Here is a 22,628-nt window from a genome sequence, read left to right on the forward strand (position 1 = left end):
ATCCGCGCGACAAACACATCCGCTGCGAACGCCGCCTCACCGGCAATGTCATTGCGATAACACGAGCTTCAATCAAAGCGGGAACCTCCGCGCCGGCAGCCGACGGAATCAACTTGCCAAGCTGAACGCGCCAGCCGTATTGTTAGCGCTATCAAACGGCATCGAATGCACAAACTCGAGTCACGGAAACACCATGTTCGCCGCTGTAGTGGGACTTAGCCTGGGGCTTCAGCCTCTCTCGGATTGTGAGCCCACCGGCGCGCCTGTGGCCATCGTCCTGAACCAGCTCGGCTTCGAACAACAGGGCCCGAAGACCGCGATCCTGCATTCCGCAACAACACGGCCCTTACCCTGGCAGCTTGTCGACGAAAACGGCAATATCCGGGCTGAAGGTCAGTCGCAGCCCTTCGGCCATGATGCCAGCGCCGGCGAAAGCGTGCACCGGATTGAACTGGATATTACCGGCGAGACCGGCGCGGTGTTCCAGCTGATCTCCTGCGGCGCCCGCTCTCGTCCCTTTTCCATTGGCGCAATGCCATGGGGGAGACTGGCCGAGGACAGTCTGCGCTATTTCCATCTCAATCGCCTCGGCATCGATCTGACGCCGGAGTTCACCGGCGGAGCACAATGGGCCCGCGCAGGCGGCTTCATGCAGGCCAGCGCGACCTGTTTCAGCGGCGAAGACAAGACCGGCACAGTCTGGCGAGGCTGCGGGTATGAGCTGGACACGCAGGGTGGCTGGGCTGATGCCGGTGACTATGGTCAGTATGTTGTCAATGGCGGCATCGCGGTGTGGACACTGCAATATGTCTTCGAACGTTTCCAGCAATACGGCGAACTCGCCGGGCTGGGGTGGGACGGCGACCGCCTGCCTCTCCCGGAGAGCCAGCCAGGTGTCAGCGAAATTTTGCTGGAGGCACGCTGGCAGATGGAATTCATGCTGCGGCTCCAGATACCTGATGGCGAACACGTCTGGGTGGATGCCCGAGCAAATGGGGCCGAGGTATCGCATCCGATCGGGATCGATGGCGGCGGTCTGGTCCACCACAAACTTCACGAACGCCAGTGGCTGCCATTGCCGCTACTCCCTGCCGATGCCGACCAGCCGCGCTTCCTGATTCCGCCGTCGACGGCCGCCACACTCAATCTTGCGGCGACCGCCGCGCAGTGCAGCCGGGTCTGGCGAGAGCTGGATCCGGATTTCGCGGGACAATGCCTGACAGCGGCGAGACGCGCCTTCAATGCCGCCACGCGACACCCGGACCTTCTCGCCCGCGACACCTTCGATGGCGGAGGCGCCTATGGCGACCTGGATCTGCGCGACGAGTTCTACTGGGCGGCCACGGAATTATATCTGGCGACGCGCGAGATGGCCTACCTGGACGCCGCGAACACCTTCCGGAGCCAGATGGATCAATGGCGACCGGTTTTCTGGGCCAATACGGAATTACTGGCTGAACTCTCAGCTCAGCTGACTGCGGGTGACACAGCCCTGCGGGCAGCCGCGAACCAGACCATCATCGACACCGCGATGCGGTATCTCGGCGACATGCAGGGCACGGGGTATCTCTATCCGCTCACTCCGGATGAGATCACATGGGGCTCAAACGCCAACCTGCTCAACCGCGCCCTTATCCTGGCCGCAGCCCATGATATCGATCCGACGCAGGGATACCGCGACGGCGTGGTGCATGCGATGGACTATTTGCTCGGCCGCAACCCGCTTGATCAGAGCTATATCGCGGGGCACGGCGAACGCGCCATGCAACACCCCCATCATCGCTTCTGGGCCAATGGCGCCGACCCTGAATTCCCGATCGCGCCGCCGGGCGCTCTTTCAGGAGGCCCCAATCACCGGGTGATGACAGATCCGATCGCCCGTGAAATGCGCGGGAATTGTGCACCACAAACCTGCTGGGCCGACCATGTCGACGCCTATGCCCTCAATGAGGTCGCGATCAACTGGAACGCGCCCTTGTTTGCCATCTCGGCCTTCCTGGAGGCCACTCAACAACAATAGAGAAAGAAGCCAGAGCGCCTTCGGGCCGCTTCTGCGCTGCCGAAAAAGGGGAAGAAATGTCACTCAATCAATCGCGCAAGGCAACCGTGTCCGGTCTCGCATTATCTATCTCGCTCAGTCTGGCTGCCTGCCAGCCCGCGGCGACCGAGCCGGAGGAAGAATCTTCAACCGCGAACGCTGAACCAGCAGCGCAAGCTGCTGTCGAGCCTGTCTTTGTCGACCTGCCGGCTTCCGCGACCGCCAATCCGGACAGCTGGCCCGCCATCGAACCGCTGCCACTGGACCCGCAGGTCGAGGCACGCATCGATTCTGTTCTCGCCTTGATGACGCTGGAACAAAAGGTCGGGCAGGTCATCCAGGCTGACAGCGGGTCAGTCACGGCGGAGGAAGTGCGACAGTATCGCCTGGGCTCGGTGCTCAGCGGCGGCAATTCGGCGCCTGGACCGGAACCCTATGCCGATGCCGAAACCTGGCTGGCAGCAGCAGATGACTATTTCAATGCCTCGATCGACACGGAGGGTGTCGAGATCGCCATTCCGATCATCTGGGGCATTGATGCGGTGCATGGACACGCCAATTTGCGCGGCGCCGTCGTGTTTCCGCACAATATCGGCCTGGGCGCCGCCAACAACCCGGAGCTGATCGAGGAAATCTATCGCGTGACCGCGCGCGAACTGTCAGTGTCCGGGCATGACTGGACCTTCGCCCCCACGCTCGCAGTGCCACGCGATGACCGGTGGGGACGGACCTATGAGGGCTTCTCCGAGGACCCGGAAATCGTCCGCGCCTACGGTGAACGCATTGTCTGGGGCCTGCAGGGACGTCCGGGAACAGATGAGTTCATGGCCACGGGCCGGGTCATCTCCAGTGCCAAGCACTTCCTGGCCGATGGCGGCACAGTTGACGGACGCGACCAGGGCGATGCGGTGATCAGCGAGGCGGAACTGCGCGATATTCATGCCCAGGGCTACTACTCCGCGATTCCGGCTGGCGTTCAGACCGTCATGGCTTCGTTCTCCGGCTGGAACGGCATCCGCATGCACGGCAATCACAGCCTGCTCGAGGATGTTCTCAAGGATCGTATGGGCTTCAATGGCTTCGTGATCGGTGACTGGAATGGCCACGGCCTGATCGATGGCTGTACGGCCACCGACTGCCCAGAGAGTTTCAATGCCGGCGTGGACATGTTCATGGCGCCGGATAGCTGGCAGGAGCTGTATTACAGCACGCTGGAGCATGTGCAGGCGGGCCGCATCTCGATGGAGCGCCTGGATGATGCCGTGCGCCGCATCCTGCGCGTCAAGATTCAGTCCGGCGTATTCGAACAGGTCGCGCCCAGCCAGCGCCCGCTGGCGAATGACACCAGCGTTCTTGCCGCCGAGGAGCACCGCGCTGTCGCACGCCAGGCAGTCCGCGAATCCCTCGTTCTTCTGAAGAACGAGGACAATCTGTTGCCTCTGGATCCGGGTCTCACAGTGCTGGTAGTCGGCGATGGCGCAGACAGCATCACCAAGACGGCCGGTGGCTGGACCCTGTCCTGGCAGGGCGGTGGATACCCCAATTCGGAATTCCCGGCTGGCCAGACCATCCTGGACGGCATCCGTGAGGTGGTTGAGGCGGCCGGCGGATCGGTCGTGTTTGACGTCGAGGGCAGCGGTGATGTCGAGGCCGATGTGGTCATCGCGGTTTATGGCGAGGAACCCTATGCGGAGTTCCAGGGTGATCGCGATCATCTCGATTTCGTACCGAACGGGTTCGACACCACCCGCCTGAACGCCTTTTCCGAAGCCGGCACACCGGTGGTCAGCGTCTTCCTTTCGGGTCGCCCGCTGTGGACCAATCCTGAGATCAATGCCTCCGATGCCTTCGTTGCCGCCTGGCTACCCGGCACCGAGGGCGGCGGGATCGCTGACATGCTGTTCCGCACGGATCCGGGTTTCGACTTCACCGGACGCCTCTCCTTCTCCTGGCCTGCGAGCGCAGTCGCCGCTGAACTCAATCGTGGCGACGCGAGTTATGCGCCCCAATTCGCCTATGGTTACGGACTGAGTTTCTCCGACACCTCCAGCGTGGGCACCCTCTCCGAGGTGTCAGGGCTTTCAGAAGAAGATCTCACCCCCAGCGGATCCTTCTTCCTGCGTGGACAGGCGATCAGCCCCTGGCGCGTGGAAACGGGTCTGGCGGGCGAGTGGACGGCGCAGGCCGATGGCCGCCTGACCTCTGACGCGATGACGCTGGGACGCACGGATCGCATCTCCCAGGAAGACTCGCTGCAGATGACCTGGCGTCAGCCCGACGTCGGCGTTCGCCTCACGACCGAAGAGGCCTTTGACCTCTCCCGCGAGGCCAATGGCGAGATGGAACTCTCTTTCCGTGCGCGCGGGTTTGGCAGCACGGATGTATGGGTGAATGTCGGCATGACCTGCGATAGCGGCGATGCATGCACCCATTCAGTGCCCATCCAGATCACCCAAGGCCCCTGGCGGGAGTACCGTGTCAGCCTGAGCTGTTTCAGCGAGGCGGGGATGGATCTCAGCCGGGTGTCCTCGGTCTTCGAACTGAGCCCAGACAGCGATGAGGGCGAGATCGGTCTCGGCGATATCGTGCTCGCCTCCGACACGGACGCCGCGCAGACCTGTGGCGATGATCGCTAGGATGCTGGCGCTCCCGAAACGCGCCGCGATGCTGGTCACCGGCATCGCGGCCGTAGGCCTTTCAGCGTGCACCCCGACACCAGCATCACACCAGGACGAGACGATACTGGTCCTGTCTCGCGCGGACTATGTGTCCCGGCTGCACGGTTTCTGGCTGGGACAGTCGATCGGCAACTGGACCGGCCTGGTCACCGAGATGGACAAAATCGGCGGCGACGGCCCGCACGGCGTTTTTTATACCCGCGCGGACTGGGGACAGCCGGACCAGCCGGCGATCTGGGGCGAAGGCCAGCCGAGTGACATCTCACCGGTCATCGACTTTGTCCTGCGTCGCCCCGGCGAGACCTGGGGCGCCGACGACGACACCGATATCGAGTATCTCTACCAGGAGGCCCTCTACCACTCCGATGCGACCGCGCTGACCGGAGAGATGATCCGGGACGCCTGGCTGACGCATATCTATGACGAGCGCGAGGAAACGCCCTATGGCCGCGACGGTGAGGTCTGGCAGAACTATCTCTGGGTCTCCAATCAGCGCGCCCATGAATTGATGCTGGAGGGGGTCATCCCGCCGGCGACCGGAAACGCGCAGTACAATCCCCATACCGACATGATCGACGCCCAGCTGACGACCGAGATCTTCGGGCTGTATGCACCGGGCCGGCCGGACATCGCCCGGGAACTTGGGCACCTGCCCGTGCAGACCACGGCGCGCGGGGCCGCCGAGGATGCCGCGCTGTTCTACATCACCCTGCATGCTCTGGCGGCTCGATCAGAGCCAGGCACAGCCATGGCCGAGCAGGTCCGCGCTATGGCGTTCCAAGCCCGTGAAACCCTCCGGGACGATGACTATCCCGCCGCGATGTTCGATTTCGTAGCCGCGGCCCATGCCTCCGGCCAGCCCTGGGAAGACACCCGTGACGCACTGTATGAGCGCTATCAGGTTCGTGGCGAGGATGGATACGACATCTCGGAACGCGGCTTGTACTGCAATGGATGTTTTGCCTCCGGCATCAATTTCGGCGCCAGCCTGATCAGCCTCTTTTACGGCGAGGGCGATATCCGCGAGACCATTCGTATCGCCACACTTGCCGGATGGGACTCCGACAATCCGGCAGCGACGTGGGGCGGACTGCTCGGCTTCATGCTGGGCAGAGACGGCGTTGAGGCCGCATTTGGTATGCCGCTGTCGGAAGAGTTCGACATTCATCGGACACGGCGGAGCTTCCCGAATTCGGGGCGAGACACATTCACGGCGATGGCAGAGAAGGGACAGGCCATTACTGAACGCGTTGTCCTGACACGTCTTGGCGGCCGCTTGAGTGATGACGGCCTCAGCTGGATTATCCCGATGCCCGGCCCAACAGAACCGCGAGACGGATAGGCCGGCCGGGCCTTGCCCGACCGCCCCTGCAACCTATGCCGTGATAGCGAAATGCGTGTGCAAACCGCCGACACTGGAGGGCGCGACCCAGACGTCGAAGTCACCGGGTTCCGCCGCGAAAGCACCGTCACGGCCATAGAACGCCAGCTCATCCGTGTGCAATTCGAAGCGGACACGATGGCTTTGACCCGGCTCGAGGTGAATACGCTCAAATCCCTTGAGCTCGCGCACAGGGCGCGTCAGGCTGCCGAAACGGTCCCGGACATAGAGCTGCACGATCTCGGTCCCGGCCCGATCACCGGTATTGGTGATCGAAGCCTCGACCACAACACGCCCGCCGAGAGGCACGTGATGGCGATCAATCGACAGGTCGGCATAGTCAAATGTCGTGTAACTCAGGCCGAAGCCGAACGGATACAACGGCAAATATCCGGCATCGAGATGAAAAGTCGTCATGCCCAGTGATGTCTGCTCGGCCCCACTGGGAATATCATCAATGTGAATGACCGTTTCCGGTGTCGCCGGACGCCCGGTCTGCTTGTGGGCATAATAGATCGGAACCTGGCCCGACATGGTCGGGAAGCTGACCGGCAGCTTGCCGCTTGGCACGCAGCGCCCGAACAGGGTATCCGCGATCGCCGGACCGCCCATGCTGCCTGGATGCCAGGCATAGATCAGTGCGTCGAATTGGTCGGCAATATCACCCATCGCCAGCGGACGTCCCGCCAGGATGACACCAATCACCGGCTTGCCCGCGCCACGCACGTGCCGCACCAGGTCTGCCTGGACGCCCGGGAGCGTAATGTCTGCGCGACTGTGGGCCTCACCGGACAAGATCGCTTCTTCACCGATAAAGAAAATCGCCATATCGGCGGACTGTGCGGCTGCGAAGGCCGCGTCAAACTGTGATCGATCACGGCTGCGCGTCGTTTCCAGCGCGCGCACATGATCAATCTCGACCTCGCCCTCGAGCATGGCATGCAGAGCGGCCAACGGCGTGACGCTGCGGGCCGGATCACCGTCAAAGACCCAGGTTCCCAGCTGCTCAGCCGGCTCATCCGCAAGCGGACCGATCACTGCGAGGCGGTCAAGGCGCGTGGCTTCCAGCGGAAGGACGGCGTTTTCATTACGCAAAAGAACCAGGCTCTGGGCGGCGGCCTCGCGCACAAGCGCAAGACCTGACATGCGCGCCGGCTCCTCGGGAAGCACCGTGACATCACGGTCCATCAGCCCCGCCTGGATTTTCACGCGCAGCACATTGCCAACCAGGGTGTCGAGACGCTCCATCGGCAATCGTTCGGACGCCACCAGCTCCGGAATATGTCGCTCGTAGACACCGCTGATCATGTCGATATCAACACCGGCACGGGCTGCGAGATAGGTCGCTTCGACATCGTTTTCACACAGGCCGTGAACACACAGCTGGTGGATGGCATCCCAGTCACTGACCACGGCACCATCAAAGCCCCATTCCTGGCGCAGGACCTCATCCAGCAGGAAATCGCTGGCGGTCGCCGGAATGCCGTCAATATCGCTGAACGACGTCATGAAGGTAGCGACACCGGCCTCACGTGCGGCCTTGAACGGCGGCAGGTAGACATTGCGCATCTCGTTCAGGGGAAGATTGGTGGTGTTGTAATCACGACCGGCTTCCGATGCGCCATAACCGGCAAAATGCTTGGCACACGCGATCAGGGTATCTGCCTCGCCGTTGGCACTTTCCTGGAAACCCACAACCATGGCCGCGCCCAGAGCACTGGCGAGGAACGGATCCTCGCCCAGGCTCTCCGCTACCCGGCCCCAGCGTGGATCGCGGGCAATGTCGATCATCGGTGCGAACGTCCAGTTGATGCCATATGCGGTCGCTTCCTGAGCGGATACACGCGCGCATTCGCGCACGAGACCCGGATTCCAGCTGGCGGCCTGTCCCAGCGGCAGGGGCGCCACGGTCTTGAAGCCATGGATCACGTCACGCCCGATAAGCAGGGGAATGCCATGTCGGCTCTCGTGTATGGCGATATGCTGCATGGCGTTGATGGCATCGGGGTCAACGACGTTGATCACCGAACCAACGCGACCCGACCGAATGCCGTGCGCCAGGTCCTCGACCACGTTGGGGCCCGTGCACTGAACCTGGTTCAGCTGACCCACCTTTTCCTCGATCGACATGACCTCGAGAAGCGAACCGATCCGCGTCTCCACATCCTGTGCCTTACCCAATGAATTCATATCCCGTGCACTACTCATGACGGCTATCCCGTACTTCACTCAGGGGCGCAGAACGCCACCCCGTACCTGTTGTCAGTTATTGGTTTCCGCGGCGGTTTCGCCTTCACCGGTCTTGCCTCGACGGGCCTCAAGCTCGGCGCGCACCTTGGCTGCCGACTCGCGGCTGATATCCAGCGTGGTGACCAACCAGATCGCGATCAGATAGAAGCCCACCGGGATGACCACATCCCAGACCCGCAACCAGAACAGCGTCGACTCGGCCTGGTTTCCGCCCAGCGCCTCGTCGAATCCAGTGCTGGCAAGCAGATATCCACCCAGCGCAATGGCGACACTCTGGCCGAGCTTGACCACCCACCAGAAAATCGATCCGAACATGCCCTCACGACGCTGGTGCGTCCGCAACTCGTCCATATCCACCACATCAGCGACCATGGACGGCATCAGGGTGAACAGACCACCAAGGCCAAAGGCCATTAGCGGCGCCGCGAAATACAGCAACCACGGCGCGGTCGGGTCATAGAGGAACCATTTCAGTCCATACCCCAGAGCCGCGATACCGATCGCGATCCCGAACATCTTGCGCTTGCCGACCTTCGTCGCCATCCAGGCAACCACGGCGACAGCCACGAAGGAGAAGGCGATCCTGACGGAATCGACAGCACCATTATGTGCTGCACCGGCCTCGATATCGCCCGAGAACACGTAGTAAGCGACAACATAGAACTGGAAGGCGGCGATCATGATGAAGCCGTTGAAAACCAGGAAGGTCGCTGCGCACAGCTTCAGGAATGGGGTAAAGGAAAGCGCGGAGCCGAACCCTTTCATGAAGTCCCAGATATTGCCGATGATGCCGCGACGGTCCTCACTTGATTCCTCAAGCTCGCGCGCGGCCACGTCGGCCATGCGTTCGCGCAGGAAGACCGCAGGCACGGTGCCAAAAAGCACAACCAGCGCCGAGATACCCCAGGCGATCACCGAAGTGCCCTGAACCATATTGTCGAACAGGTTCTCGTTCTGAGCCCAGAACACCAGCCATGGCGGGATGAAATACGCCAACTGGGCAATGAAATTCTGAGTGCCCATCAGCAGGTTGCGCTGGTCATAGTCCGGCGTCAGCTCGTAGCCCAGTGCCACCCAGGGCGTGGCAAAGAACGTATAGGCGAGGAAGAAGATGAATGAGCCTATGAGGAAGTACCAGAAATAGAACATTTCCGTCTGTCCCTCGGGCAATTGCCAGAGCATGCCGAAGGCGATCGCGGTGGCGATGGCACCAAAGAAGATGTACGGCCGGCGGCGCCCCCAACGAGAGCGGGTGCGGTCGGACACATAACCAACAATCGGGTCGGTCAAGGCGTCAAAGAAACGTGGGAGGCCGCCAAGGAGCCCCACCAGGACCGGGTCCATGCCCAGACCGATGTTCAGGACGACCATCATCGCACCGATCGAGCCTGCAAGCAGATTATTGGCAAAGGCACCGGAGCCGTAGGCCAGTCTCTGCAGGAAGGAAATACGATCTTCCGGACGCGTTTTTGCAACAGATTCAGTCATGATTTCGTCCTATCTTCCCGCCCGCCGGGGACGCTTTAGTGGGCGCAGGCCTGCGCGGTTTCGAGGTCTTCGGGGCAGTCGTAGACACGTACCCAGTCCACCAGGAACTGCCGCGGATACCCGTCATAATCCACACCACCGGCGGTATGGCTTTCCGCCAGATGCCCGCCGATTGCGAGATTGAGGATCAAGTGGAAACGCTGGTCGAACGGCGCGTTCGGATTGCCATCTGCGAGCGGAGAATCCGTGCTCCACTCGTCTGGAGTCAGGCTGCCGTAACTCTCCCCGTTGAGAAACCACTCGACACGACCTTCCGTCCACTCGATCGCGAACACGTGAAATGTTTGCTCACCATCCGAGCCGGTCGGCAGGGTTGTGCGGCGGTTCTGATAACGGTTGTGGGGCCAGGCTCCGCCGAAATGCAACGTGCCGAACATGCGGTTCTCAACCGGCCCGTCGCAATCCTCGCACGGCGCACCAAGATTGACCGCTTCGAGAATATCGATTTCGCCCGAGAGCGCCCAGCCACCGTAAACTTCATCCGTGGGCAGCATCCAGATGGCCGGCCAGGTCCCCTGTCCTTCAGGCAGTTGGGCGCGAACCTCGACACGGCCATATCGCCAGTCCCCCATTCCGGCCGTATTCAAACGGGCAGAACTGAAGGGTTGGGTCTTGATCTCGTCACGCTGTTCCGCGGTCAGATCATCCATCAGGCGGGCAGGCCAGGCGGGCCCGGTTGTCTCTTCGAGATGCGCCTCAATGACCAGGCAACCGTTCTCGAGGCGGGCATTGCGTTCCGAGGCCGTGTAACACTGACGCTCTTCATTGCCGCCACCCCAACAGTCGACTTCCCGGGTCCAGCGATCAGGATCGAGGTTCGCCCCGTCAAACTCATCCGACCAGACGAGTCGCCAATCACCCGCGCCCGCGCGCTGGTGATCAATGCCACCACACTGAGCCCAACTCATTGAAGGTATTACAATACTTGCCGCAAGGGCCAGCACGATACGTCGCACAGCCACACCTCCCCATAAATTTCCGCCGCCCGTTTTCGGTGCGAATTTCCCCCAGTAATCCCTGCGCAGACAAGGCCTGTCAACAAAAATGTCCAACCTTGTCATTTTGCATCTGCAAAAAGGAAGAGGGCGAGAGGTGCCGGAATTCAGCGCGGCGCCGCCGTCGATTTGCGCAGGATGAACTCGTAGTCGAGCGTTATGACCTTCGCGGCCGGCTCGGCATCACTGTCTGCATCGCGAGCGGCCAGGTAGTTGACCGCGGCCTTGCTCATCGCTTCATAGGGCTGGGCAATGGTCGTCAGAGTTGGCCAGATCGTGCGGGCAATGGCGACATCATCAAACCCGACCACCGACAAGTCCTGGGGCACTTGCAAGCCGAGGCGGCTGGCGGTGAAGTAGACGGCTGCAGCCATCTCATCATTGGATGCGAATATGGCGGTTGGCCGATCAGCGGTATCGAGCAGGTCTTCTGCCGCCTTCAGTGCATGTTCGAAGGTGAACATGCCACATCGAATCCAGTCGGAACGGATCTCTGCCTGCCCGTGTTCCTGCAGGGCAGCGACGAAGCCCTCCTCGCGAAGTGTCGAGGACACGTGATCCGGAGCCCCTGCAATATGGCCGATGCGACGGTGGCCCAGGTCCAGCAAATGCCGCGTCACCTCATGAGCGGCCGCGTAGTCATCCATGCGCACCGCCGGGATCGTTTTGGATGACCTGGCCGGAGACACGAGGACAAATGAAACGCCGCGCTCAACCAGGCGTTCGTGCAGGGCCGAAGCGCCGCTGAGGGGCGGGACCAGAATCATGTTGCGGACGCGCGTGCGCGAGAGAAATGCGCTGAGCTGCCGGTCCCAGTCCGCAGCCTCCTCGTCGAACAACCCCCCGGCCAGAAAATAGCCAGCCTCGTCACAGGCTTTCAGCGCGGAATGATGAAACCGGCTCTGGAATCCACTGCTCGGATCACCAAACAACATGCCGATGGAACGTGACCGGGCCGACCGCAATTCCCGCGCCGCATGGCTTGGATTGTAGTCCAGCTCCTGCATGGCCTGCTCGACGCGCTCACGCGTCGTTTTGCGGACTTTCTCCGCATCATTCATGACCCGGGACACGGTCTTGACCGAAACGCCGGCCCTTTTCGCAACATCGAAGATATTCGACATGAAACCCTCCACGAGCCGATGCGGCCCGTTCTCCCGATCCGATCACAGTCCTGCAGACCAGAACCGTTGCCGTTTGGCAAGCTGACCGCCGGACGCACCTACAGCCGGTCGCGGAACAATTGGGCCATCACCGGCTTGGGGCGCCTGTCCAGCCGGAATAAACCCCAGTGCTTCTCGGGCTCATCCGGATCAGAAGACCCTTTCCAGGGTTCATCAAATGCCTCGAAAACAAAGGTCAGGATGCCCTCGGAATTGGTCCAGTTCATCAGCTGCTCGTAATAGATTCGCTGCAAATCCTCGTTGGCATTGCCCGGGTCGATTCCGCGACCGTTCGAGCGCGTGGTCCATCCGGCCTCGGTAATCACCACCGGCTTGTCCGGGTAACGCCCCTTCACCGCATAGTAATTCTCCTGGGTGTAGGCGAGTGCCTCTTCGATATCCTTGTATTCCCAGACCGGATAAGTGTGCACGCCGAGCAGGTCCAGATGCGCTGCGAGAGGACGCAGCTTGTCCGTCCAGGGCACGTAGTTCTCGCAGAATGTCACCGGGTGCCGGGCTTTGCGGCCCAGCTGTTTGGCAAATTCGATCAGCCGCTCGACGGGGACCATATGGTCATTCCAGTCCACACTGGCCTCATTGCCGATCGAAACAGCCATAACTTCCCTGCGGTAGCGGCGTGAGAGCGCAGCCATGCGGGCGAGTTCCTCGTCATTGGCACGCCGATTGGCCGCCAGCACCGCGTCATCATAGACTCCGCCCCACGGGCAGCCGGGGTTGCTGACTTCCGCCCCCAGTCCCATGCCGAGCATGACCTGGAGCGGCAGACCTTCGTCGCGGATGACCTTGAGCACCGTCTCGGCGTGCTGCGTGCAGTCATAAACCCGCAGATAGCGCCAGTGCTGCACGAGGATCAGCAGATCCTCGCGGATCTGGTCATAGCTCGGGAAAACGCCGGACGGTGGACTTTGCCCCTCCCGATAGCCGGAATAGCAGATCGCATTTGCATGCGGCGGCGCAAACCGGCGCCGGTCGGAAGAGAGAATCCCAAACATCACATACTGCAGTATTTCGGCTTGCCGTCCTTGTCCCACAGCCCCCAGTAGGCGCCGACATCGCCCTCTTTGGCAACCTTCCAGGCTTCATCAAATCCCGCGAAATAGAACAGGTCGATGTTCTCCTCTCGTGTCCATTCCACCGCATCGATGAAATATTTCATCGCATTGATGCGGGACGGGACGGCACCGCGGTCACGCGTACCGATATTCGGCCAACCGGTCTCGGCGATAATGACCTTCTTGCCCTCGGCAACCCGCTGGGCCCGTCGATACATCTCGTGCATGTAGATGTGGGCGTGCTCGATCGGATAGCCCTCCCAGAACGGATAGCAATTGACCAGCACCACATCGCAAGCCGCGGCGACGCGCGGGTGATTTTCGAACAGGAAATAGGCGTCAACATATCCAACAGGAACATCGACCTCGGCCTTGGCGCGCTCGATATAGGCAATCAGCTGATCTTCAGTCAGCTCTTCACGAAGCAAAACCTCGTTGCCGATCGCCAGAATGCCCGCATGTCCCTGGCGTGCCAGCTCGATACCCTTGGCCAGTTCCAGTTCATTGTGCTCGACATCATCATCAATCCACACACCGACCATGGATTTGAGACCCAGCTCGCTGGCGACGACGGGAGCCGCCTCATTGCCGCGCGTGCAGGAGAAGGTGCGCACCCAGTTGGTATGGGGAGCCAGCATCGACATCCGCGCCCGGATCTGTTCCGGCGACACATCACACAGATTGTCCTGGCCATCCACATAAGGGCTGAAAGCCAGACCGTGCAGCCCCTCGGCCAGCATCGCCTCGATGCGGGCAGCCATGCCGGCTTCACCAATGTCTGCGGGGTCAACGCCCGCCAGAGCAAGTTTGCGATTATACGGATTGGACATCACTTTCCCCATCTCGAAACCGTGGCTTTCGCCGCTGCCATGCCATTATGACAACGATGGACATTTTTCAAGAAAGATCGCCTCCGAGTGCTGCAAGATGGGGTCAGAAGTTCTGACGACTAAGGCAAGGCACCCGCCTGACACTGCACTCCGACCGCATTCGTGCGGAGTTGCAGCAAACGATCATGCGCCGTCATGAAGAGCACATCTCCGTTCTCGCCGCCAAAGGCACAATTGGCCGTCGCACGCCCTGTGCGTATCCGTGCCAGAAGGACACCTGCAGGAGAAAGAACAAGAACACCGCCCGGCCCGGTAGCGAAGATCGTGCCGTCTGTACTCACACACATGCCATCAGGAAGTCCCGGGTCGCCGGCCGCCAGAAACTCGCTGCTGTCATACCAGAGTTCCAGCGGGCCGGTCGTGCCATCCGCCAACAATTCTGCGCGGAAGATGTAAGGTGCCGACGGGTCGGATTGCGCGACGTACAGCCACCGCTCATCCGGTGAAAGAGCAATACCGTTGGGGAAACTCAATTGGTCGAAATGGCGCTCACATTGCCCATCAGGCGCCAGACGATAGACACCATTGACGTCCATTTCCTTCAACGGCGAGGCATCCAGCCCCTCAAGTCCGTAGGGCGGGTCCGTGAAATACAGACTTCCATCACTGGCACGCACCAGATCGTTCGGACTGTTGAAACGCTGTCCGCCGAAGCTTTCAACGAGGGTCTCGCGAACTTGCGTATCAGGCCTCATGCGCTGCACGGCACGGACGCCGTGATTGCAGAGATACAGCCACCCGTCGTCGCCGAACCATAAACCATTCGCCCCTGCCTCGCGCATGCCCAGCGCCTGCTCCGGGTCAACTCCGGACGGATCCAGAAAAACTTCCAGACCTGAGGCGGCGGACCACCGGAACGCCTTATTGGAAGGCACGTCGGTGAAGTAGAGACAATGGCGCTCACGGTCCCAGCTGGGCCCTTCACTCCAGACAAATCCCTCCGCAAGCTGTTGCAGGCCCTGCGTGACATCAAAAAGTGCCCGGGCCGCAGGGTCATGAATTTCGATGACATCTGGCAAGCGGGTCTGTTGGCAGCCCGACACTGTGACAAGCGTGGCCGACCCCAGCCCCCAGAGCACTTCGCGACGTGATTTCATGATATTCGCCCCTCTGCCGTACTCTGCACACCTGTCGTGATGGCGGTCAATCGCAGCCTGCGCCTACGGCGACGCGGCACACAGCGAATGCTGGTCCGCTTCCAAAGCGTGCGGCCGGCGAGGAAAAAGCCAGGCGAACGCTCACATTCACCGGCCCTTTCCGTCGATCCCACTGTTTCCGCGCGACCCATGGAAACACACTGCCGTCAGGGTCTTGCGTGAATTTCCTTCACTGCAATACTGGAATAAGTTTCATGTTTCCGGGGGAAAATCATGTTGGATCTTCTAGTCGGTGCCGGTCTGGCGCTGATCGCCCAGCCGAGCGTTACGAGCAACGCCCAATTCGACTGCTCTGCCACAGCGCAAATCGAGGTCACCGGCACGCCATACACGGTGTGTGGTGTCAGAATGGACAGTGAATCCACCTATCTGGTGCAGAATGACGGCTCTGAAACCGTGATCGGCTCCGCGGTTCAGCCTTGGCGACCATCGGGCTCCCGCGACGCCGGAACGCTCTGGGTGGGTCGGCGCGCTGACAACATCATCGTCACAGCGTCATTGGACGGCACTTCAGGCGTTATGTTCGGGCGTAACTCAATGAGTGGAGGCTGGCGCCAATCCGCAATCAATTGCGGCGAACATGGCCTGCAACATGTCTACGGCTTCTCCGACGACGACCGCTATGCCGGCATCGGCTATTCTCACGCAGATCAGTACCTTTTCTGCCGGCTGGATTTCGAAACCATGACCCAGACCCAGGACTGGGTTGAACCTCAAGGTGAGTTCGCCAGCCTGGAAGACCTTCCGGTCGAACGCTGGCTGAACCCTGCGGAGGCAGAACCCAGGGCCGAGCCTGCATCGACGGTGCAAGATGCCTGTAACGACACTGCAACGGCCCTCGCGGCAATCGCACCCATCAATGCCAGAACCGTGCAATGCGGGGTCTCTGTCGACGAAGGTCAGGTGAGGATCCACTATCCCGACGGACGCACCTTCCCGGTCAGTGGGCTGGACGTCGGCAGAAATTGCGAGGCCGATTGTGAACAATATGATCCGAACATGATTTCCGAGTTCTGGGCTCACGACGCCGGCCCAACCAAGGTTCTCGGGCTTCGCAACGCGTTCGAGGACGCGGTGTATCTCATCTCCCGTGATGAAAGCGGAGATCGAGGCTGGTATGCGCGCCCCTTCTACTGCGGCAAGTACGGCCCCTTCCACATCTTTCCCTACACACCCCAGAGTGAGTACTTTTTTGCGGCCAGTTACGAGGAAGAGGGCCTCATCATCTGCGCGCTTCATACCCATGACGGCGCGAGTGAGGCTCTAGGTTTCTGGGAGATGCAAGACGACATCTACAATTACAATGCCACCGCCTTGAGCATCTCTGGCTGGAATTGTGGTGGGCAGGAAGAATTCGACGCGCCTGTTTTGTGCGTGTCCATAACAGCCCCCGATGGGCGCGAGCTCTATCGCTCGGGGAACCCTCAAGGAGAAGCGACACCTCCGGCCAGCCCGGTCGATCCGGTGGTCCTCGAGGCCGTCAACTTTCCTGGCTGGTTCATGCGCCGCGTTTCCGGTCTCGCCGACATGGTCCAGAATTCAACGCCGCTTGCTGACGAGCAATCCAGACTACAGATCGTTCCAGCCCTGAATGGCGCGGAAAACGCCGTCAGCATCGCGTTCATCGGTGAGGACAACCATTATCTGCGGCATGCCGGTTACCGCATCAGGATAAACGCCAATGACGGCACTGAGCTGTTCGCGGCCGACGCAACATTCTACATCCGCCCTGGCTTGGCCGGCGATGGCACGGTTTCCTTCGAATCCGCCAACTTCCCCGGCCATTTTATTCGGCATCGCAATGCCCAGCTGTGGATCGATGCGTCCGACGGGAGCGAACTGTTCGCCCAGGACGCATCCTGGAACGTGAGGCAATAGCCAGTCTGAAACTCAATCGCCCCGCCGGTTCATTCCGGTTGGGGCGGTGACGCGGCAAATGAGCTGGCGGTCAGTCAGCCTTTTTCGGCGCACGGCCAGTCTGCCCCGTGTCCCAGCGCTGCATACGGATGGGAGAACGCAGGCCCGGCACCCCCCCCGCAGTGTTTACCAGCCCGCGGGCCTTTGCTTGGTCCGTCGCCAGCGCTTCGGCAAGCGTGTTGATCGGCCCCGCCGGAATGCCCGCAGCCTCCAGGCCCGCAAGCAGATCTTCACGCGTTCGCTTCGACGTCGCCTCGGCGATCCTGGACACCAGGACATCGCGGTTGGCAACGCGCTCGGCATTGGTGCGATGCCGACCCAGAAGGTCGTCTCCCAGCTGCAGCAAGGTGCACAGGCGCTCGAACTGGCTGTCATTCCCGCAGGCGATAATCAGATGACCGTCCGATGCCGGAAAATCCTGGTAGGGCACGATATTGGGATGGGCATTTCCCATCCGGCGTGGCGCGTCACCCGTCGCCAGATAGTTCATCGCCTGGTTGCCCAACACACCGACCATGCTGTCGAACAAGGCCATGTCGATATGTTGGCCCAGCCCGGTCTTTTCACGCTGGGCGAGCGCCGCCTGAATCCCGATCACGCCGTAAAGACCGGTGAAGATATCGGCAAAGGCCACACCCATTTTCTGCGGTGGCCCGTCGGGAGATCCGGTCAGGTCCATGATCCCGCTCATGGCCTGAATCATGACGTCATAACCGGCGCGATGGGCAAAGGGGCCGGTCTGACCAAACCCTGTCACGGAACAATAGATCAGGCGGGGAAACCGTGCCGACAGGCTGGCATAGTCGAGCCCGTATTTCTCCAGTCCTCCGACCTTGAAATTCTCGATCAGCACATCGGCGGACGCGATCAGTTCGAGCAGCTCCGCCCGCCCCTCATCCGTCGAGAAATCGATCGCCACAGATCGCTTGCCACGATTGCAGGCATGGAAATAAGCCGCGGAACGGGAACCGTCCCCCTCTTCGATCCAGGGCGGCCCCCAGCGACGCGTATCGTCGCCCGCAGGGCTTTCGACCTTGATCACCTCCGCGCCGAGATCGGCCAGCGTCTGACCAATCCACGGACCAGCCAGGATGCGCGCCAGTTCAACCACACGAATACCATCGAGAGGGGCCGGATGGCTCATCCTTCACCTCCGGGGAAATTTGGCTTGCGCTTCTCGAGGAAGGCGCGATAGCCCTCCTGGAAATCTTCGCCCTGGAAAGCATCCAGGAAGATCTGGCGTGTCTCATCTGTGTCGGCATCCACGCCGGAGCGGATCAGCGAGACGATTTTCTTGGTCATGCGCGCGGAGTGTGAGGACGTGGCAGCCAGGCCCTCGGCATAGGTCGCGATTGTTGCATCGAGATCCTTCGCCGCCACCCGGCGATTGATGAGGCCAATCCGGTAAGCTTCCTCGGCGTCCAGCAGACGACCGGAATAGAGAATATCCTTGGCATTCGACACCCCCACCGCATCGATCAGCCGCTTGGTGTCATTGAGCGTATAGGTCAGGCCCAGCTTGGCCGGGGTGATGGCAAAACGACTGCCTTCCGCCGCGAAACGCAGATCACAGGACAGCGCCACACCACAGCCGCCGCCCACGCAAGCACCCTCGATCCGGGCAATCGTCGGCTTGGGAAAGGCGGCGAGACTGTCGAGCGCCAGGCCGATCGATCGGGAATACTGTTCGGCGCGCTCGCGGGTCGCGTAGACCTCCTCGAACTCGCCGATATCCGCGCCCGCCGCAAAACTCCCGCCCTCGCCACGCACGACCACCAGCTTGACCCCGACATCATCGGCCAGCGGTGCGAGCAATTCGGGAATGGCGGTCCACATGGCGCTGGTAATGGCATTGCGCTTGGCCGGACGGTTCAGCACCAGCTCGGCGATCACGCCGTTACGGTTCACATAGATCTCTTCAGTCATGGCTCGGGTCCGTCCCGGTCAGGTTTGCGAAAGGCCAACCCGGCACTGAATACCCGCGTCAATTCAATCGGCATACCCATTCATCAGCGCGATGAGCCCGCAGCGCTCGCCTCAATGAGCGACGCAAGGCTGGCGCCCGCGCGAGAAGCCCGTATGTTCAACGCTCTGCCGATGACCGACCGTCCGGCCAATGTTGACGAAAAGATTGAGCGAGCCATGGGCGAAAATGCCGTCATTCTGACCACGCTGGTCGTCTACAAGTTTGTCCTGATCGGAATCGGGGTCTGGGCTTCGCGCCTGAACAAGACCGAGGGCGATTTTTTCCTGGCCGGCCAGGGGCTGGGGCCCTGGGTCGCCGGCTTGTCATACGCAGCCTCGACCTCGTCGGCCTGGGTGCTTCTGGGATTTTCCGGCTTTGTCTATGCCGTGGGCCTCTCCGCGTTGTGGATGGTTCCTGGCGTGTGGGCGGGGTATGTCGTGATGTGGCTCTATTTCGGACCCCGCCTGCGCGATGAAACCGCGCGCGAAGGTCATGTCACACTGACCGATTTCATGATCACACGCGTGCGCACGGGCTGGAAATTGCCAGTTGCCGTGCTCTCCGCAGTGCTGATCCTGTTCTGTTTTGTCTTCTACATCGCCGCACAGTTCGGTGCGGCCGCCGTGGCCTTTGAGTCGCAATTCGACCTGCCGCGGCTGGAAAGCGTTCTGATCGGTGCTGCCGTGGTGTTGTTCTACGGATTGCTGGGCGGTTTCTGGGCCGTCTCCATCACCGATACGCTGCAGGGGTTCATCATGGCCCTGATCGCGGTGATCCTGCCGATCGTGGCGCTGACAGCTGCCGGTGGTCCCGCCGAAGTCTGGTCAACTCTCGCTGCGTCTGCACCGCCTGAGTATCTGGACTGGGCTGGAGGGCGCGCCGGGCTGGTCGTGTTCGGCTTCATCATCGGGGTCGCCAGCGTTGGCCTGGGCACATTCGGTCAGCCGCATCTCATGTCCCGTCTGATGGCGCTGAAGGATGACAAGGCGCGACGCCAGGGCTTCATCGTCGCCATGAGCTGGGCCGTGCTGGTCTATGCAGGCATGATCACGCTCGCCCTGTCCGGCCGAGCGCTGTTCGAGACCATCGGCAATGGTGAAGCGCTTTTCTATCGCGTTGCGACGGACTATCTGCCCCCCGCGCTCGCGGGCATCGTCATCGCCTCTGTCCTGTCTGCGGTGATGTCGACCGTCGATTCCATCCTGCTCTCCGCGTCTGCGGCAGCAGCGCACGACATGCGCCTGGCCAGGCGCTGGCCAGGGCGGGAAGTTCTTGTGGGGCGCATCGTCATGGTCTCGATCGGTGTGCTGGCCGTCATCCTCACCCTGACCCTGGATGCAACCATTTTCGACCGTGTCCTGTTCGCCTGGTCAGCCCTGGGCGCCGCCTTCGGCCCGGTCGTTCTGATCCGAGTCATGGGACGGGAACCGGATGGTCTTGCCATTTTCACCGCCATCATCCTGGGCTTTGGCACAACCGTCCTGTTCTACGCTTTCGGCCAGGTCGGCTCGGACGGCAGGGGGCTGGCCGGTTTTCTGGCGTTCCTGGCGAGCATTCCGGGGGACCCCTTCGAGCGTTTTGTGCCCTGGCTGGCTCCCATGGCACTGCTCTTCCTGCGCTCGCACCGGGTCGAGACGGAAACATGAAGCATGACCCGCGCCCTTAAGTCCCGCCTGGTCGGCGTCGTGCTGGCCGGAGGTCAATCCGCCCGCATGGGCGAAGACAAGGCCGGTCTGGTCTGGAAGGGTCGCCCCCTGCTGGAACACGCCGAAAGCACGCTGCGCGCGGCTGGATGCGATCCGGTACTGGTCAGCGGCCGACCGGATCGCGCCAACGGTTTTGCCGACAGCCGTCAACAAGCCGGCCCGGCCCACGCCCTGCTTGATGCGCTTGATCAACTTCCCGATGACGCCCGGGGCTTACTGGCCATACCGGTCGACATGCCCCTGGTCAGGGCCGAGGATCTGGCCCCACTGGCAAATGCAACGATGAACAAGCCCTGTGCATGGGCGAACCACCCCCTGCCGCTTTTCCTCCCTGCGACTGCGAATGCCGATGTTCGCGAGGATGTCTGGTCAGTTCGCAAACTGATCGCCGGCATGGGAGTGTCGTGGCTCCCGCTGGATGAAAGACGCGAAGCCCGGTTGCGCAATGTGAACACACCCGAAGATTTCGCTGCCTTGTCCGACCAGCGCTGAACGACCGGTGACGGCAAGACACTTCGCGGCATTGATGCCGCAGATCAGGTCATGGCATTCAAGTCCGAAGCACATACATTTGATTTAACAGCACGACCGGACGCGACCATATCGCGTACCATGGCGCATACAGGAGGCTGATCATGTCGCTCACCGTCAGATATTTCGCCGCCCTGCGCGAACGCATGGGCACCGCTGAGGAAGCCGTCGACACACCGGCCACAACAGGGACGGAATTGATCGCCTGGCTCATCGAACGCGACAGCCGGGCAAATGTGCTGGAACACCCGTCCACCCGCATCATCGTCAATGACGAGATTGTATCCCGCAAGCATGCACTCAAGGCCGGCGATGTCGTCGCCTTCTGCCCGCCTTTCTCGGGAGGTTGAAATGGGCATCCGGGTTCAGGTCCAGAGCGAGCGGTTCGACGCCGGGCAATTGCTCAACGCGATGAGCGGCACCGAGAGCGATTGTGGCGCTGTTGCCAGTTTTTCCGGCCAGGTGCGCGGCGGCAAAGGCCTGATCGCGCTTGAACTGGAACACTATCCCGGCGTGACCGAGAAAGCGCTCCTGCGCATTGCCCAACACGCTGCAGAACGATGGGATCTGCGCCAGGCGACGATCATCCACCGTGTTGGCCGCATGGAGATCGGCGAGGAAATCGTCTTCGTCGGCGCCACCGCCCCACATCGACGCGCAGCGTTGGACGCGGTGAGTTTCATGATCGATGTTCTGAAGACCCAGGCTCCGTTCTGGAAAAAGGAATATGACGCCAACGGCGAACACTGGGTCGAGGCCCGTGGCGAGGACGACCAGGCCGCTGCCCGCTGGCTCCACGAGAAAGAGGAAATGTCCGCATGAACCAGATCCCCGACCAGGTCGGCTTCGCCGTCATGACCGTCTCGGATACGCGCGACACCAAGACCGACAGGACCGGCCCCTGGCTGCGCGAGCAGATCATGGCGGAAGGCCACGCCGTCATTGACCACGCCATCGTCCATGACGAGATCGGACTCATCCAGGCCCAGCTGCGGGCCTGGATTGCGGACAAGACCATCCACGCCATCATCGCCACGGGCGGCACCGGCCTTACCGGTCGTGATGTCACGCCGGAAGCCTTCAAACCACTCTACGACAAGGAGATGGAGGGTTTCAGCGCCGTCTTCCACCAGGTGAGTTTCCAGTCGGTCGGCGTCTCGACCATCCAGTCTCGCGCCACCGCAGGCATTGCGGGCGGCACCTATCTCTTTGCCATTCCAGGGTCGATGGGCGGCTGCAAGGATGCCTGGAACCATGTGCTCAAGGCCGAGTTTGACGAGGCGCACAGACCCTGCAATCTGGTCGAACTCATCCCTCGCCTGACGGAGCGCTGAT

At 61.4% G+C, this 22,628-nt stretch carries 18 protein-coding genes; 9 read left to right on the plus strand and 9 right to left on the minus strand.

Annotated features, from left to right (window positions below):
* Positions 1-193 precede the first annotated feature (193 nt).
* The 3 genes from JJ889_RS15265 to JJ889_RS15275 are packed head-to-tail and all read left to right on the plus strand — an operon-like array spanning position 194 to position 6,058.
* The gene (locus JJ889_RS15265; RefSeq protein WP_291896592.1) at positions 194-2,020 is read left to right on the plus strand and encodes a glycoside hydrolase family 9 protein; all 1,827 of its coding nucleotides are present in this window, start codon (positions 194-196) and stop codon (positions 2,018-2,020) included.
* Positions 2,021-2,076: 56 nt separating this feature from the next.
* Positions 2,077-4,674 carry a glycoside hydrolase family 3 protein gene (locus JJ889_RS15270; RefSeq protein ID WP_291896595.1) on the plus strand — a complete coding sequence of 866 codons (2,598 nt, stop codon included), beginning with the start codon at positions 2,077-2,079 and terminating at the stop codon, positions 4,672-4,674.
* A 1-nt stretch (position 4,675) separates the two neighbouring features.
* Positions 4,676-6,058, plus strand: coding sequence for an ADP-ribosylglycohydrolase family protein (locus JJ889_RS15275; protein ID WP_291896597.1), 1,383 nt, complete (start codon positions 4,676-4,678; stop codon positions 6,056-6,058).
* A 33-nt stretch (positions 6,059-6,091) separates the two neighbouring features.
* Here the strand turns inward: JJ889_RS15275 and JJ889_RS15280 are convergent, their stop codons facing one another.
* From JJ889_RS15280 to JJ889_RS15310, 7 genes are all read right to left on the minus strand, one after another.
* On the minus strand, positions 6,092-8,305 hold the full coding sequence (locus tag JJ889_RS15280) for a glycoside hydrolase family 3 N-terminal domain-containing protein (RefSeq protein WP_291896599.1): 2,214 nt from the start codon (positions 8,303-8,305) through the stop codon (positions 6,092-6,094).
* Positions 8,306-8,359: 54 nt separating this feature from the next.
* Positions 8,360-9,835, minus strand: a complete 1,476-nt coding sequence (locus JJ889_RS15285) for an MFS transporter (RefSeq protein ID WP_291896602.1) — start codon at positions 9,833-9,835, stop codon at positions 8,360-8,362.
* 35 nt (positions 9,836-9,870) lie between these two features.
* Positions 9,871-10,803, minus strand: coding sequence for a glycoside hydrolase family 16 protein (locus JJ889_RS15290; protein ID WP_291896604.1), 933 nt, complete (start codon positions 10,801-10,803; stop codon positions 9,871-9,873).
* Between the two features lie 194 nt (positions 10,804-10,997).
* Complete coding sequence (locus JJ889_RS15295) at positions 10,998-12,014, minus strand: LacI family DNA-binding transcriptional regulator (protein WP_291896607.1); 1,017 nt, start codon at positions 12,012-12,014, stop codon at positions 10,998-11,000.
* Between the two features lie 98 nt (positions 12,015-12,112).
* Positions 12,113-13,066, minus strand: a complete 954-nt coding sequence (locus JJ889_RS15300) for a glycosyl hydrolase family 17 protein (protein ID WP_291896611.1) — start codon at positions 13,064-13,066, stop codon at positions 12,113-12,115.
* Positions 13,066-13,956, minus strand: coding sequence for a glycosyl hydrolase family 17 protein (locus tag JJ889_RS15305; protein ID WP_291896614.1), 891 nt, complete (start codon positions 13,954-13,956; stop codon positions 13,066-13,068). Before JJ889_RS15305 ends, JJ889_RS15300 begins: the two co-directional genes overlap by 1 nt.
* 119 nt (positions 13,957-14,075) lie before the next feature.
* The gene (locus JJ889_RS15310; RefSeq protein WP_291896617.1) at positions 14,076-15,113 is read right to left on the minus strand and encodes an SMP-30/gluconolactonase/LRE family protein; all 1,038 of its coding nucleotides are present in this window, start codon (positions 15,111-15,113) and stop codon (positions 14,076-14,078) included.
* A gap of 273 nt (positions 15,114-15,386) precedes the next feature.
* Here JJ889_RS15310 and JJ889_RS15315 point away from each other — a divergent pair, with 273 nt between their 5' ends.
* Positions 15,387-17,051: an AbfB domain-containing protein gene (locus tag JJ889_RS15315; RefSeq protein ID WP_291896620.1), complete on the plus strand. Its 1,665-nt coding sequence runs from the start codon at positions 15,387-15,389 to the stop codon at positions 17,049-17,051.
* A 70-nt stretch (positions 17,052-17,121) separates the two neighbouring features.
* Here JJ889_RS15315 and JJ889_RS15320 read toward each other — a convergent pair whose 3' ends face one another.
* Together JJ889_RS15320 and JJ889_RS15325 are read right to left on the minus strand one after the other, a co-directional pair.
* Positions 17,122-18,234 (minus strand): CaiB/BaiF CoA-transferase family protein, encoded by a 1,113-nt coding sequence (locus JJ889_RS15320; protein ID WP_291896622.1) that lies wholly within the window; start codon positions 18,232-18,234, stop codon positions 17,122-17,124.
* Complete coding sequence (locus JJ889_RS15325; protein ID WP_291896625.1) at positions 18,231-19,016, minus strand: enoyl-CoA hydratase-related protein; 786 nt, start codon at positions 19,014-19,016, stop codon at positions 18,231-18,233. The genes JJ889_RS15320 and JJ889_RS15325 overlap by 4 nt, the downstream gene beginning before the upstream one ends.
* A 153-nt stretch (positions 19,017-19,169) precedes the next feature.
* Between JJ889_RS15325 and JJ889_RS15330 the strand changes: the two genes are divergently transcribed.
* The 5 genes from JJ889_RS15330 to JJ889_RS15350 all read left to right on the plus strand — a co-directional run bounded on the left by JJ889_RS15330 (position 19,170) and on the right by JJ889_RS15350 (position 22,627).
* The gene (locus JJ889_RS15330; protein ID WP_291896628.1) at positions 19,170-20,702 is read left to right on the plus strand and encodes a sodium/proline symporter; all 1,533 of its coding nucleotides are present in this window, start codon (positions 19,170-19,172) and stop codon (positions 20,700-20,702) included.
* Between the two features lie 3 nt (positions 20,703-20,705).
* A complete protein-coding gene (locus tag JJ889_RS15335) occupies positions 20,706-21,254 on the plus strand; it encodes a molybdenum cofactor guanylyltransferase (protein ID WP_291896631.1) in 549 nt (182 codons plus the stop codon).
* 143 nt (positions 21,255-21,397) lie between these two features.
* Positions 21,398-21,643 (plus strand): MoaD/ThiS family protein, encoded by a 246-nt coding sequence (locus tag JJ889_RS15340; RefSeq protein WP_291896634.1) that lies wholly within the window; start codon positions 21,398-21,400, stop codon positions 21,641-21,643.
* A gap of 7 nt (positions 21,644-21,650) precedes the next feature.
* Positions 21,651-22,115: a molybdenum cofactor biosynthesis protein MoaE gene (locus JJ889_RS15345; protein WP_366940138.1), complete on the plus strand. Its 465-nt coding sequence runs from the start codon at positions 21,651-21,653 to the stop codon at positions 22,113-22,115.
* Positions 22,112-22,627 carry a molybdenum cofactor synthesis domain-containing protein gene (locus JJ889_RS15350; protein WP_291896638.1) on the plus strand — a complete coding sequence of 172 codons (516 nt, stop codon included), beginning with the start codon at positions 22,112-22,114 and terminating at the stop codon, positions 22,625-22,627. The genes JJ889_RS15345 and JJ889_RS15350 overlap by 4 nt, the downstream gene beginning before the upstream one ends.
* The last annotated feature ends 1 nt before the right edge of the window (position 22,628 follow it).

It is taken from the genome of Maricaulis sp. (assembly GCF_017643475.1).
GTDB lineage: Bacteria > Pseudomonadota > Alphaproteobacteria > Caulobacterales > Maricaulaceae > Maricaulis.